We start from the raw sequence: 13,886 nt of genomic DNA on the forward strand, positions 1-13,886 counted from the left end.
AATCACAAGGACTAGAATTTGGATTATATTCTTTAGGTGACCATATTCCAAACCCATTAACAGGACACCGTATTTCTGCACAGCAGCGATTAAAAGAGCTAGTAGAGGCTAGTCAATTAGCAGAGCAAGCTGGTATTGATGTTTTCGGTGTTGGTGAAAGTCATCAAGCTTATTTCACAACACAAGCACATACAGTCGTGTTAGGTGCAATCGCGCAAGCAACATCAAAAATTAAGCTGTCTAGTTCTGCAACGGTATTAAGTGTTTCGGATCCTGTACGTGTCTATGAGGATTTTGCCACAATTGATTTATTATCGGATGGTCGTGCGGAAATTGTTGCGGGACGCGGTTCGCGAGTAGGGGCCTATCATTTGCTTGGTGTTGATTTACATGATTATGAAGAGCTTTTTGAGGAAAAATTAGAGCTACTTATGAAAATCAATGATGAAGAGCTTGTGACGTGGGAGGGCCAATTCCGTGCACCACTCCATCATGCACAAATATTACCGCAGCCAAAAAATGGCTCATTACCGATTTGGCGCGCTGTCGGTGGCCCTCCTGCAAGTGCTATCAAGGCGGGCTATATGGGAATCCCTATGATGCTCACAACATTAGGAGGACCAGCTGTTAATTTTAAACCATCTGTAGACGCCTATCGAGAAGCGGCAGAGCGACAAGGCTATGATCCAAAGGAATTGCCAGTTGCGACAACAAGCTTATTTTATGTAGCAGACACAACGAAAGAGGCTTTACAAGGTATGTATCCACATTTAAACGGTGGTTTCCAAGCCATTCGTGGTGGAGGGTATCCAAAACAACAATTTGCTCAAGCTACTGATACACGTGATGCCTTGATGGTCGGTAGTAAGGAAGAGATTATAGAGAAATTACTCTATCAGTATGAATTATATGGTATGCAACGTTTTATGGCACAAATTGATTTCGGTGGGGTACCGTTCGATAAAATCATGAAAAACATTGAAATAATCGGCAATGATATTATCCCTGCAATAAAAAAATATACAGTAAAATAAGGAGTGTACCATCATGAAAATAGTCGCGCTTGCCGGTTCGATTGTCGGTTCCAAAACAAGAACAGCTACGCTTAAAATGGTTGATCTATTACAAAAAAAATACCCAGAGCATGAAGTCACGCTACTGGATCTCGCAGACTATCAGCTAGTATTTAGTGACGGTCGCAATTACTTTGACTATGATGGTGATACAAAATATGTCACAGAAACGATTATGGCTGCAGATGCTATTGTCATTGGGACACCAACCTTCCAAGCTTCTATACCCGCTACATTAAAAAATATCTTTGACCTGTTACCTGTCAATGCCTTTCGCGATAAAGTGGTTAGTGTCATTGTGACTGCGGGGACGTCAAAGCACTATTTAATGGTGGAGCAACAACTAAAGCCAATCCTTGCCTATATGAAAGCACATATAGTTCCGACTTATGTATTTATAGAAGAAAAGGATTTTTTACGCAAAGAAATTGTCAATGATGATGTCCTTTTCCGTCTAGAACGATTGGCAGAGGATACAGTTATGGTTACGGATGCTTTTGCAGATATTCGGGCAAAAAAAGATGCAGAATATGATTTTTAAAGATTAATAAAGAAACGCTGTGTTAGTAGTAGGACACAGCGTTTTTTTGTGCTATAGGCTAGCTATTTGACCATTGAAACCATCGTGCATGACCGTCTGGACTTTCCATTGTACGAATGGACTCGATTGTGCCTTGATTCATAAAATCCTGATGTAGCTGTCCATCAAAAAAATTGTTATAGCAATGGTAGAGCGGTCGTTCCATGCTAATCTCTTTTAATTGTTCTAGTAAAGAATTTCGTAATTCGAGTGGTATTTGATTGGCAACATGTGTATGATACACCACCAACATAGCTTCTTGCTCAACTGTCCGACTGAGCTTTTTAATCAATTGAATAGCATCTCCTTTAACCAACTGAATATCTATTTCATTCATGATTGGGAGAGCTTGATTGACTAATGTTCTGCGCTCATGGTGTTCAGGCCAAATCAAAGCCTGAAGCCATTGGCATTCTTTCGTATCCCGCAAATCTATCGGATTTAAATCGATACCTATTCGTTGACAAACAACAGGAGGCTTTGACAGAGAGGCAGGCAATGGTTCACCACGATTTTCTGAAATCAACATGATATCATTTTCAGTATTGGTAATGGCTAATTGTTGGTTATAGCAATAATTGTAGTGATCCATGCCAAGCTGCAACCCTGCACTTGCTCCAATTTCAATGAAAGCTAGCGGTTGTTGATGCTTGTCATAAATTTCAGTCATCATTGGGTAGAGATAGGAACAACGTCGAATTTCATTTGTTTGGACAAGCCTTTCTTGTAACAATGTCTTTAATTCATTTGTATGGGACAGTACAAATGCTTTAAAAGCAGGGAACACCTCCTGTATTGGGAGAGGAGAGGGTGTTAAAGATGCATAATAATGAGATAATGGCTCATCAGATGTTGCTAACAAATAATGAACTGCTGCCAACAATAAATTGGGCGCAGGCTGACCCTGTGGGATCAATTAGGCAATAGCTAACAAATCCTCATCAATGGCAATTTTATAAGCTAAATGTTCATACAGTGGGCTTGATCCTTTGCATTCATTTTTGGCAAACAACAGAAATTGTTGACTTAATGTAGTATTCAGCATACGTTTCTCTCCTTTTGGTAGCATCTATATTAATTATCAGTCTATTATTATTGTATAATTTAGTAAATTAAATATATTTAATGAATTTAATTAAAAATTTTAATCAGGGAGGTGAGATATTGGAATATAAGTGGGTCCAATCTTTTATTGTCGCAGCTCAAACTTGTAATTTTCGAACAGCAGCGGAGCAACTGCATTTATCACAGCCAAGCATTACCGTCCATATCCAGCAGTTAGAGGAATTTTTACATGTCCAATTGTTCAAGCGTGAAAAAAACCGTGTCCAATTAACGGACGCTGGAAAGCTGTTTCAACTGGAAGCACAGCAAATGATGAGCCAGTGGGAGCAAAGTATTGAACGTATCCGATTAGCAAGTATAGGTATTCAGGAGAAGATGATTATTGCGATGACCCCTTTAATGGTTGAAACTATATTGCCTCATGTCATCTATCAATTTAGCAATGACAATCCGACACTTGAAATAGCAATTTTAGTAGAGGATTCAACGAAAATAGAAGATTTAGTCAATCAGGATAAGGCCGATATTGGTATTTCGTTATTACCTACACGTTATCGACAATGGTATCAAGAATTACTTATCGATAGTCCACTCGAGTTAGTTATTCCACTTGATGCCTATGATGATGAAACAGGAACCTATATTGATTATGAGGAGCTATTTCAAACGTACACTTTGTTTACGCACCATCATCCAACCATTTGGGGAGAGTTATTACATAAATTAAGAGAAAAATATGTTGTAACGAAGCAAGTATCCATTTCTCAATCGTATGTGGTAAAACGCTTTATTAAAGATGGGTTAGGGATGTCATTTTTACCTCGTATGATTGTAAGAAAAGAACTTTGATGGAGGGGCGATTTAATATTGTTCCTTTTGAAGCTTTCCCATTACCTAGTGTGCCAGTATACTTATTTTATAAAGAGTCTACACAGGTTACACAGGGATTGGTCGATGTATTGCAAACAAGAAATTATTTATAATTCACAAGACGTTCAAAAATGCAATATACATGATGCAGTTAGTTGAAAGGGTTTTCAAAAATATCCTAACTAATTATGTTATCATAGAGTTCTAGAGAGCAAGGGGGCAATAAATATGGTATTTTCTCTTTTTAAAAAAAAGAAAGAAGCACAGCCACAGCCATTTAAAAATAGAGTTGAGTTTTGTATCACTAATTTGTCACTGGGTGCAGCAGATGCGTATGACATATTAATGGAACGTGATGATATAGATATCGAGGAGTCGGGTTGCACATCCCATTGTGAAATTTGCGAGCAAGGTATTTTTGCAATAGTAAATGGAGAAGTTGTGACAGCAGATGACGCGGAGACATTGGTACAGGCTATTGATGAAGAATTAAAACAAAATCCACTTTTCTAATGAAAAAACAGCTTGCTAGATAGCAAGCTGTTTTTGCTGGATACTCATTTACCAACCACGAGCGTATTGTACAGGTGGTTGAACTTCTTCGCCTAATTCTTTAGCCGCATGTAATGGCCAGTAGGGTTCCCGTAGTAAAACACGTGCTAAGAAAATTAAATCTGCCCGATTGTTTTGGAGAATTTCTTCAGCTTGAATGGCACTTGTTATCAGGCCAACAGCGCCAGTAGGGATGTCAGCCCCGTGCTTGATGGCCTCGGCATGTGGTACCTGATAGCCAGGAAAGACATTAATCGCTGCATGGACAACACCACCTGTTGAGACATCGACTAAATCAACACCTTGGGATTTCATCCAGCGACTAAAGACGATGAAATCCTCCATTGTCGTGCCATCTTCCGCATAATCCTCTGCAGAGACACGCACCAATAAAGGCCCCTCCCAAACACTGCGAATCGCATCGATAACTTGACGAAGGATACGATAGCGATTTTCTTGTGAACCACCGTATTGATCTTGACGTTTATTGGAAGCAGGTGATAAAAATTCGCTAATTAAATAGCCGTGTGCGCCATGAATTTCTAGCACATCAAAGCCAGCTTTTGCGGCACGAACTGCTGCTTGTTTAAATGCTTCTACTACATAGTGAATGTCATCTTCAGTCATTTCCGTCGGGGTTTTATAATCTGAGCTAAAGGCAATGGCTGAAGGGGCAAAAATTTCACCATCTACTGCTGCCTTCCGCCCAGCGTGGCCAAGCTGGATACCTGCTTTTGCACCATAAGCTTTTATTCCTTCCACTACTTGACGCAAGCCTTCAATATGTGCATCATCCCAAATTCCTAAATCTTTATTGGAGATGCGCCCTTCTGGAACAACACCTGTCGCTTCTAAAATAATTAAACCAACTTGACCTGCTGCACGTGTGGCATAATGGACCAAATGAAAAGGTGTTACCATGCCATCATCTTCAGCAGAGTACATGCACATCGGTGCCATGACAACACGATTTTTTAAGGAGATTGATTGCAATTGATAGGGTTCAAATAATTTACTCAAAATAAAGCCTCCTAATTCCTAGTGATACACTTTATTTTGCACATAATATTAACCATTTGCAAGTGAACGAGATCGAGCCTCTGCTTCTTTAATGCATGCTTCGATGGCTTCATTAAATTGATATTGCTCTAAAGCTTGAATACCTGCCTCCGTCGTGCCGCCTGGACTTGTAACCTTTTTGCGTAAAACATCTGGTTCATCTACTGATTGCTTAAGCATTTCGGCCGTACCTGCTAATGTTTGGGTCATTAAAAGACGCACAGTATCTTTGGATAACCCCACCTTCGTACCTACTCGTTCAAAGGCTTCCATTAAATAATAAATGTATGCAGGACCACTGCCTGAAAGAGCTGTTACAGCGTGTAATTGATCCTCATCAACTTCAATAACAGAGCCGACAGCCTCTAATAATTGGAGGAACATGATACGCTGACCTGAAGACACCTCGTTATTAAATGCAATGCCACTTGCTGACATACCAATTGTGGCAGACGTGTTAGGCATCACTCTTGCTACAGGACGATTCCCTAAATATTCTGTAATGGTAGTAATGGCAATTCCCGCTAGAATCGACAGGATAGCAGATTGCTCCGTAATCTTAGATTGAAGGTCACACATCGCAGCAATAGCATCTTTTGGCTTCATCGCTAAAATAATAAGATCCGCCTCCTTGTAAATCGCCTGATCAAACAGACAATGAACGCCATATGTTTCTTGTAGAAATTGTAAGCGTTCTTTGTCAGAGCGATTGGTGACGTAAATTTCCTGTGGGGTAAAGACCTTTTCCTTAATCCAGCCCTGTATCAATGCCTCTGCCATTGATCCTGCACCAATAAATAAAATTTTTTTCATGAACAAAACCTCCAGTTCAAAATAAAAAAGCGCTCTCGTCCTTATTTAGAAGGACGAAAACGCTATTGTTTCCGCGGTACCACCTTTGTTTGCCATTAGTTGGCACAACTCTTAGCCCTTTTATCGCAAGGGAAACGGTTATGTTTACATAACTGCTCAGAAGTAGGTTCGGTAATGGGAGTGGGTGATGTTACTTTCAGCATATGTAACACTCTCTAACACCTTCACCAGTTACGTACTTGGCTTCCTCAACGCACATAAATAATTAGATTATTCAAAATTATAGTGATGAATCGGCAACGTGTCAACAGGAGGATGACGAAAACAGAAAAAACTTGTAAAATAGAATGAATCAGTATTCACTAGCGCTTGAAAAGGGGGAGACAACTTTGTCTATATACAAAATAGAAATACCAACACCCTATGAAGTAGGAGATGTCAACGCATTTGTTGTCAAAGGCGATGCACTTAGCATATTTGATGTTGGACCAAAAACAATGGAAGCCTATGATGCTTTGAAATGGGGGATTCGAGCAGCTGGCTTTGACATGCGTGATATTGAACAAGTTGTGTTAACCCATCATCATCCAGATCATGCTGGATGGGTCGATGCTTTTCCACATGCAGAAATTTTGGGGCATGCCTATAATGATAAATGGCTACGTCATGATGAAGAATTTTTACGCTATCACGAGCAATTTTATAGTGAGCGTTTGTTGGAGCATGGGGTACCACAAGAATATATTTCAAAAAGTGTACATGTTCGTCGTGAATTAGAGCTAGTGGGCGAACGGCCATTAACACAAATCTTGGCAGATGGAGATGAAGTGCCTGGTCATCCAGGATTAAAGGCGATTGAAACTTTGGGTCATGCTCAAAGTCATTTTATTTTCTGGGATGAAAAAACACATCATGTTATTGGCGGTGATTTATTACTCGAAAAAATAACGCCAAACCCATTAATAGAGCCACCATTGGATCGTACGATTGGACGACCAAAATCATTACTGCAATATAATGAATCTCTTGAAATTTTACGCCAATTACCTGTCAAAATGATGCATACAGGGCATGGGGCAGAGCTAGTGGATATACCATATTTAATTGATAAACGTTTAGAGCGTCAGCACCAGCAATCGATGAAGGTGTATGAATTACTAGGAGACGATCAATTAACGGTTGTACAAGTAACAAAACGGCTGTATCCAGCTATTTTCCAGCATCAGCTTGGCTTAACCCTTTCCAAAACACTAGGTCATTTAGATTATTTAGAAGCCAGAAATTATATAACTTCTACAAAAACGGAAGCAGGTATTTATTTATTTCAAAGGAAGTAGGTTCATACATGAATAACCATAACAAGACGATCTTTGTGACTGGAGCGACAAGTGGTGTAGGCTTAAAAATTACAGAATTGCTTGTTGCACAAGGCCATACGGTATATGCCACAGGTCGCAATGCTGTCGCTCTAAAAGTACTAGAACGATTAGGAGCACATGTCATTCAAGCAGATTTAACTAATTTACATACACTGGATGATGTTTGTGCACAGCTCCCCACTCTTGATGTTGCGATTCTCTCAGCAGGCGTTGGAAAATTCGCTAATGCATCTGCCTTAATGGATGAGGATATTGCTCAAATGATCGAATTGAATGTCAGTGTACCAATCTATCTTGCGAAAAGATTAGCCTCTACGATGATGGAGCGTCAACAAGGCCATTTGATATTCATCGGTTCACAGGCGGGAAAGGTAGCTACCCCGAAAGCGAGTGTCTATGCTGCTACAAAACATGCGATAGTAGGTTTTACAAATGGACTTCGAATGGAGTTAGCACCTTACATGGTCAACGTAACCGCTATCCATCCTGGTCCAATTGATACACCATTTTTAGATAAGGCAAATGATGCAAGTGGTTATCGAGAGTCCTTAGGTAGATTTTTATTATCAGCCGAGGAAGTGGCAAGAGCAACAGTGAAAACGATCGAACGCCCAGTACGTGAAGTCAACTTACCAAAAATCATGGGATTATCAAGTAAATTATATGCACTTGCGCCTGCAACCATTGAATTTTTAGGCAAATCGTTTTTCCATAAGAAATAACAAAAATCTAACTGTAAACATGCTTTATGCGTGTCTACAGTTTTTTTCATATTTATGTAAATTTGTTGATATAGTAGTGAAAATGAAGCAAATAAAGGAGAATACGATGTATACAATCGGACAAGTTGCTAAATTTTTAGGCATTACAAGAGATACAATCAAATTTTATGAGGAAAAGGAATTGGTAAGACCACAGCATAATAGAGAAAACGGGTATAGAACCTACAATCATTTTGATATCTATGATTTAACAACGATCAACTTTTATAGAGAAATTGATTTGGAAATCAAAAAAATCCAGGAATTAAGAAAAGGCAAGAGCATTGAAGGGATTCAATCTATAGTAGAAGAGAAAGAACAGGAAGTGTTAGAGGAGATTGCTTATAAAAAGCTCCAATTAAAAAAGCTCCAGCTCGTAAAAGAAGACTGCGAAAAAATAAAACAATTTTTAGGAAACTACACGATAAAAGAAATGAAACCTCTAGAAGTAATGGGGGAGATCGACCATTATAAAGCTTATGATGATTATGACACGTTAAAAGAAAACACTGACAGTTTAAAAAAAGCGGTGATTCTTACTTCGTTAAGAAGAGTCATACGGTTCAATGATGAAGGCATGGTAGAAAATCAATTTGTGATTGTCAGGAAAGTAGAAGATGGTGAAAACATAATCGATGGAGACATTGTAGCTCATCCCAAATGTTTGTATACAGTCATTGAAGATGGGCGATGGTCTACGGGTGGCAAAAATACAGACGAAAAAGTGGAAGCGAGCATTAGACAAGTAGCCAAAGAATACGGCTATGAACTGGTAGGGCTTGTTTATGTTAACTTATTACTGACCACTTATGAAGAGGGACTTGAACGTATTTTTTTAGAAATGTATGTACCGGTCAAGTAAAGAAAAAATACGATTGACCTGTGAGTAACCCCCAGGTTTATGCTAAAGGTATTCGTAGTGAAATGGGGGATTTAACATGAGTAGAACAAAGAAGCTTAAAAGACCAGTAGCAAGCTTTATACTTTTAACTAATGTCATATTTTGGCCACTTTTTTGCCTTGTGGGAGCCATCAAGCTTTTAGGGCTTCCAACTTGGGTGTTTGACGTAGTTCGCTGTTTGTCAGCTTGGTCATCAACGTTTGCCTTTGCCATCTTATTTAAAAAAATCTATCCTACGCAAAGCTTTGCCCACTTTGTGAAAAAGAAATTAACCAATAAGCTTCATCTTTCAGTCATTGTTGTTGTACTGGCAATACAAGTCTCTATCTTTTTCATGATTGTCTTACTTGTATGGAATAAGGAAGGGGTAGACTCTATTTTGACAATATCTTCTTGGGGGATGCTAAGCTATTACTTTATTAAAAATCTTTTATCTGGACCATTAGGTGAAGAATTAGGATGGCGAGGCTTTGCACTACTAGAGCTTCAAAAGAAATATTCCCCATTAATAGCTTCCATCATCATAGGATTTTGGTGGGGGATGTGGCATGTACCAATTTGGCTTACAACAGGATTTATGGGGATAGATTTAATCAAATATAGTTTATTCTTTATGTTGTCTATCATAGCAACGAGTATCATCATGGCAGCATTTTATAATTTAAACCAAATTCTCATCATCCCCATTATCATTCATCAGTTCTTTAATTTTTTTATTGGTTTGATCAATGGCAACTTAGTCGATTTATTAATGTACAATGCCATTCTTTATTCACTAGCCGCCATTCTTCTTATTTTAATTAACCCCAAAAATGTATTATATAAGACCATTCCCATGAATAATTAGAAAAGAATCCAGTTTTTAAGATGGATTCTTTTTTTTTTGTTCATTGCTAAATTTATATTGTATACATTTATATAAATAGTAAAAAAGCGTTTTTTAGAGTAAATATTCGTGTTACCATCATGACTTAATGTCTGCAGTGACAGACTTTTGACAGGAAAAATAATTGTCTATGAATTTATAAAAATACACTTGTATTTATTTTTATAACATGATACTATTCGTGTATAAACTTTTAAATGAATGTATAAACATACATATCTATAGAGCAATGGAGGCGCATTTTTAATGGCAAATAAAAAAGTTGTATTAGCTTATTCAGGTGGACTTGATACTTCGGTAGCAATTCCATGGTTAAAAGAACAAGGTTGGGATGTAATTGCAGTATGTCTTGACGTTGGCGAAGGAAAAGATCTTGAATTCGTAAAAAATAAAGCTCTTCAAGTAGGAGCTATTGAATCTTATATGGTGGATGCAAAAGACGAATTTGCTGAGGAATATGCATTAATTTCATTACAAGCACATACTTGGTATGAACAAAAATATCCATTAGTATCAGCACTTTCTCGTCCTTTAATCTCGAAAAAATTAGTAGAGATTGCGAACCAAGTAGGCGCAGATGCTGTTGCACATGGTTGCACAGGAAAAGGAAATGACCAAGTTCGTTTTGAAGTTTCCATTAAAGCTTTAAACCCTGATTTAGAAGTTTTAGCACCTGTACGTGAGTGGGGTTGGAGCCGTGATGAGGAAATCGAATATGCGATGAAACATAATGTACCGATTCCAGCGACATTAGACTCACCATTTTCAATTGACCAAAACTTATGGGGACGTGCCAATGAAGCAGGTATTATGGAAGATCCGTGGGTGTCTCCACCAGAAGAAGCTTACGGTTTAACCGTTTCTGTTGAAAATGCACCAAATGAAGCTGAATATGTGGAAATCGAATTTGTTGCTGGTAAACCAGTAGCCTTAAACGGTAAAGAAATGAAGCTTGCTGATTTAATTCAAGAATTAAATGCGGTAGCAGGTGCACATGGCGTAGGACGTATCGATCACGTGGAGAATCGTCTAGTTGGTATTAAATCTCGTGAAGTGTATGAAATTCCAGGCGCTAAAGTGTTGTTAACAGCTCATAAAGAACTAGAAGACTTAACACTTGTAAAAGAATTAGCACACTTCAAGCCAGTAATTGAGAAGAAGCTATCTGAATTAATTTACGATGGTTTATGGTTCTCACCATTACGTGATGCACTTGAAGCGTTCCTTGCACAATCACAGCAATATGTAAATGGTACAGTACGTGTGAAACTATTCAAGGGTCACGCTATTGTAGAAGGACGTAAATCACCGAATTCACTATACAATGAAAAGCTAGCAACATACTCCAAGGAAGATCAATTCAATCACGCTTCCGCAGTTGGCTTTATCGAATTATGGGGTTTACCAACTGTAGTGAATTCTTCTGTTAATAAAAAGTAATATTGAACGAGCAATGTGTGGTGAGGCATTTGTGTTTTTACTACACTTTGGCTAAGGACTAAAGGAAAAGGTGAGCTGACATGACAAAACTTTGGGGTGGACGTTTCCAAAAATCAGCAGAAGCATGGGTAGACGAGTTTGGCGCATCCATTGGCTTTGACCAGCAACTTGTGCTAGAGGACCTTGAAGGTAGTGTTGCACATGTCACAATGCTTGGTGCAACAGGAATTTTACCGGCAGCTGACGTAGAGGCCATACTAGGTGGTCTTGCCCAATTAGAAGAAAAGGCAATTGCAGGTGAACTTGAATTTAGCGTTGCCAATGAAGATATACATTTAAATTTAGAAAAAATGCTAATTGATTTAATTGGTCCTGTTGGTGGTAAGCTACACACTGGTCGTAGTCGTAATGACCAAGTAGCAACGGATATGCATCTATTCTTGAAAAAGCGAGTGCAGGAAGCCATTGATTTAATTGTAACATTCCAAGAAACGCTATTAGAGAAGGCACAGGAGCATATCGAAACGATTGCACCTGGTTATACACATTTACAACGTGCGCAACCGATTTCCTTTGCACACCATTTAATGGCCTATTTTTGGATGCTTGAGCGAGATAAACAACGCTTTACAGAATCCGTGAAACGCATAGATATTCTGCCATTAGGAGCAGGGGCTATGGCGGGTACAACTTTCCCAATAGACCGTATAAAATCAGCAGAGTTACTTGGTTTTACTGAAGTATATGCAAACTCTATGGATGCTGTAAGTGACCGTGATTTTATCGTCGAATTTTTAAGTAATTCGTCATTGCTTATGGCCCATCTCTCGCGCTTTGCAGAGGAAATTATTATTTGGTCTACAGATGAATTTAAGTTTATCGAGCTAGATGATGCCTTTTCAACAGGCTCTTCGATTATGCCACAAAAGAAAAACCCTGATATGGCAGAGCTAATTCGTGGGAAAACAGGCCGTGTTTATGGTAACCTTATGGGCTTATTAACTGTATTAAAGGGTACGCCATTAACGTATAACAAAGATATGCAGGAGGACAAAGAAGGCATGTTCGATACGGTGCATACCATTCTTGGCTCACTTAAAATCTTTGAAGGCATGATTGGTACAATGACCGTTAATACGGAACGTTTACATCAAGCTGTCCATTCCGATTTCTCGAATGCAACGGAGTTAGCAGACTATCTTGCTACAAAAGGGATGCCATTCCGTGAGGCGCATGAGGTGACAGGCAAACTTGTCTTTACATGTATTCAAAAGGGCATTTACTTATTAGATTTACCATTGGAAGAGATGCAGCAGGAAAGTAAGCTCATTGAAGCCGACATTTTTGATGTGCTAGCACCAGAAGCGGCTGTTCGTCGCCGTCATTCCCTTGGTGGAACTGGCTTTGATCAAGTAAAAATTCAAATTGAAAAAGCCAAAGCCTGTCTTCAAGAACATTAATTTTGCGTGCATGTCCAAGTGACTTTTGCATAGATATTCATTAAAGCTGTCCTGTGAGGCACTATGAAAACCTTTAACCTTTTTCAACTGAGCCAGAGGGTGAAGTGAAAAAGAGACCCTTACATACGTGAAGGACAATCCCCAATTCTGGAGACGCGGAATTGGGGTTTTTGTATATGGAAAGATGGGGAGGAATTAAGACAATGAATGACCGTTTGACAAAGGGGCTCGAAACAATCAAACAATATGTCACAGAGGAAGAAGCAGCAAGGATGATTGAATCTGATGCCTTAGCCGATGTTGCACCCGATTTACGCAAAATGATTATTGAATTTGCTTATGGTGATGTCTATTCACGACCAGGCCTGGATGTGAAAAGTCGGGCACTTGTTGTTATTACTGCAGTTGTCACACAAGGTGCCACACCACAAACAAAAACACATATCCAGCGAGGTTTACATGCTGGCTTAACACAAACAGAATTGGTCGAGGCACTTTTACAATTAGTACCCTACATTGGCTTTCCAAAGGTACAAAATGCTTTAACAATCGCACAACAAGTTTTTGCAGAAAAAATCATGCATAAAAGCAAAAGCAAAGACTCATAATAAAAGAGGAAACACTTATTAATCTAAGATGATGGGGAGGATGCAGAATGAGTAATTGTCAAACACCCAAAGACCAAGAATCTCAGGAAAGTCCGCCACAACTGTCAACGGTTGAAGCTTCATAAATCTTAAGCCTAAAGGTGAAACAGAACTATTCTGTTTTGCTATAGATTAAGAAGAAGCGTAAACTATACCAGTTAAAAATCAAATAGAGGCAATAAGTGTCCATGGATCCAGAATTATTTCTGGGTCCTTTTTTAGTTTAGTTTGAGGAAACAAGGGTGTTAGAAGATATTTGGGGAGAAACCACCGCATAAGTGTTTGGAAATGATCAAAAAAGGGGGGAATCCGCTCTGAAAGGAGGTGGAAGTGATCATAAAAAGTGTGAAGCCGCTCGAAAAGGAGGTGGAAGTGATCATAAAGAGTGTGCCCCCGCTCG

At 38.9% G+C, this 13,886-nt stretch carries 15 protein-coding genes; 11 read left to right on the plus strand and 4 right to left on the minus strand.

Annotated features, from left to right (window positions below; translation table 11 throughout):
* The coding region (locus RT445_RS19230) for an LLM class flavin-dependent oxidoreductase (RefSeq protein WP_313471325.1) at positions 1-1,034 on the plus strand (1,034 nt) is incomplete at its 5' end.
* A 13-nt stretch (positions 1,035-1,047) separates the two neighbouring features.
* Positions 1,048-1,614 (plus strand): NADPH-dependent FMN reductase, encoded by a 567-nt coding sequence (locus RT445_RS19235; RefSeq protein WP_274793543.1) that lies wholly within the window; start codon positions 1,048-1,050, stop codon positions 1,612-1,614.
* 58 nt (positions 1,615-1,672) lie between these two features.
* On the opposite strand, the gene RT445_RS19240 is transcribed toward RT445_RS19235, so the two are convergent.
* Both RT445_RS19240 and RT445_RS19245 read right to left on the minus strand, forming a co-directional pair.
* Entirely contained in the window at positions 1,673-2,569 is an 897-nt protein-coding gene (locus tag RT445_RS19240; RefSeq protein ID WP_274793542.1) for a DUF2332 domain-containing protein, read from the minus strand.
* Positions 2,570-2,698 (minus strand): hypothetical protein, encoded by a 129-nt coding sequence (locus RT445_RS19245; protein WP_274793541.1) that lies wholly within the window; start codon positions 2,696-2,698, stop codon positions 2,570-2,572.
* A gap of 119 nt (positions 2,699-2,817) precedes the next feature.
* On the opposite strand from RT445_RS19245, the gene RT445_RS19250 reads away from it, so the two are divergent.
* Positions 2,818-3,567 (plus strand): LysR family transcriptional regulator, encoded by a 750-nt coding sequence (locus RT445_RS19250; RefSeq protein ID WP_274793540.1) that lies wholly within the window; start codon positions 2,818-2,820, stop codon positions 3,565-3,567.
* A 249-nt stretch (positions 3,568-3,816) separates the two neighbouring features.
* On the plus strand, positions 3,817-4,101 hold the full coding sequence (locus tag RT445_RS19255) for a YuzB family protein (protein ID WP_274793539.1): 285 nt from the start codon (positions 3,817-3,819) through the stop codon (positions 4,099-4,101).
* Between the two features lie 48 nt (positions 4,102-4,149).
* Here the strand turns inward: RT445_RS19255 and namA are convergent, their stop codons facing one another.
* A complete protein-coding gene (gene namA, locus RT445_RS19260; protein ID WP_274793538.1) occupies positions 4,150-5,160 on the minus strand; it encodes an NADPH dehydrogenase NamA in 1,011 nt (336 codons plus the stop codon).
* A gap of 48 nt (positions 5,161-5,208) precedes the next feature.
* Positions 5,209-6,012, minus strand: a complete 804-nt coding sequence (proC, locus tag RT445_RS19265) for a pyrroline-5-carboxylate reductase (RefSeq protein ID WP_274793537.1) — start codon at positions 6,010-6,012, stop codon at positions 5,209-5,211.
* Between the two features lie 347 nt (positions 6,013-6,359).
* Between proC and RT445_RS19270 the strand changes: the two genes are divergently transcribed.
* From RT445_RS19270 to RT445_RS19300, 7 genes are all read left to right on the plus strand, one after another.
* Entirely contained in the window at positions 6,360-7,349 is a 990-nt protein-coding gene (locus RT445_RS19270; protein WP_274793536.1) for an MBL fold metallo-hydrolase, read from the plus strand.
* Positions 7,350-7,357: 8 nt separating this feature from the next.
* Entirely contained in the window at positions 7,358-8,113 is a 756-nt protein-coding gene (locus RT445_RS19275; protein WP_274793535.1) for an SDR family NAD(P)-dependent oxidoreductase, read from the plus strand.
* Between the two features lie 106 nt (positions 8,114-8,219).
* Positions 8,220-9,014 (plus strand): MerR family transcriptional regulator, encoded by a 795-nt coding sequence (locus tag RT445_RS19280; protein WP_274793534.1) that lies wholly within the window; start codon positions 8,220-8,222, stop codon positions 9,012-9,014.
* Between the two features lie 76 nt (positions 9,015-9,090).
* The gene (locus tag RT445_RS19285) at positions 9,091-9,900 is read left to right on the plus strand and encodes a type II CAAX endopeptidase family protein (RefSeq protein WP_274793533.1); all 810 of its coding nucleotides are present in this window, start codon (positions 9,091-9,093) and stop codon (positions 9,898-9,900) included.
* A 285-nt stretch (positions 9,901-10,185) separates the two neighbouring features.
* Positions 10,186-11,379 carry an argininosuccinate synthase gene (locus tag RT445_RS19290; protein ID WP_274793532.1) on the plus strand — a complete coding sequence of 398 codons (1,194 nt, stop codon included), beginning with the start codon at positions 10,186-10,188 and terminating at the stop codon, positions 11,377-11,379.
* A gap of 80 nt (positions 11,380-11,459) precedes the next feature.
* On the plus strand, positions 11,460-12,839 hold the full coding sequence (gene argH, locus RT445_RS19295) for an argininosuccinate lyase (RefSeq protein ID WP_274793531.1): 1,380 nt from the start codon (positions 11,460-11,462) through the stop codon (positions 12,837-12,839).
* Positions 12,840-13,042: 203 nt separating this feature from the next.
* Entirely contained in the window at positions 13,043-13,447 is a 405-nt protein-coding gene (locus RT445_RS19300) for a carboxymuconolactone decarboxylase family protein (protein ID WP_274793530.1), read from the plus strand.
* Positions 13,448-13,886: the final 439 nt, after the last annotated feature.

This window comes from Lysinibacillus sp., from assembly GCF_032093475.1.
GTDB lineage: Bacteria > Bacillota > Bacilli > Bacillales_A > Planococcaceae > Lysinibacillus > Lysinibacillus irui.

Bases quoted from the DNA above. Each gene is read 5' to 3' on its own strand.
- RT445_RS19285 (WP_274793533.1), top strand. From the start codon at position 9,091: ATGAGTAGAACAAAGAAGCTTAAAAGACCAGTAGCAAGCTTTATACTT.
- RT445_RS19245 (WP_274793541.1), bottom strand. From the start codon at position 2,698: ATGCTGAATACTACATTAAGTCAACAATTTCTGTTGTTTGCCAAAAAT.
- proC (WP_274793537.1), bottom strand. From the start codon at position 6,012: ATGAAAAAAATTTTATTTATTGGTGCAGGATCAATGGCAGAGGCATTG.
- RT445_RS19300 (WP_274793530.1), top strand. From the start codon at position 13,043: ATGAATGACCGTTTGACAAAGGGGCTCGAAACAATCAAACAATATGTC.
- RT445_RS19280 (WP_274793534.1), top strand. From the start codon at position 8,220: ATGTATACAATCGGACAAGTTGCTAAATTTTTAGGCATTACAAGAGAT.
- RT445_RS19255 (WP_274793539.1), top strand. From the start codon at position 3,817: ATGGTATTTTCTCTTTTTAAAAAAAAGAAAGAAGCACAGCCACAGCCA.
- RT445_RS19235 (WP_274793543.1), top strand. From the start codon at position 1,048: ATGAAAATAGTCGCGCTTGCCGGTTCGATTGTCGGTTCCAAAACAAGA.
- argH (WP_274793531.1), top strand. From the start codon at position 11,460: ATGACAAAACTTTGGGGTGGACGTTTCCAAAAATCAGCAGAAGCATGG.
- RT445_RS19275 (WP_274793535.1), top strand. From the start codon at position 7,358: ATGAATAACCATAACAAGACGATCTTTGTGACTGGAGCGACAAGTGGT.
- RT445_RS19290 (WP_274793532.1), top strand. From the start codon at position 10,186: ATGGCAAATAAAAAAGTTGTATTAGCTTATTCAGGTGGACTTGATACT.
- RT445_RS19270 (WP_274793536.1), top strand. From the start codon at position 6,360: ATGAATCAGTATTCACTAGCGCTTGAAAAGGGGGAGACAACTTTGTCT.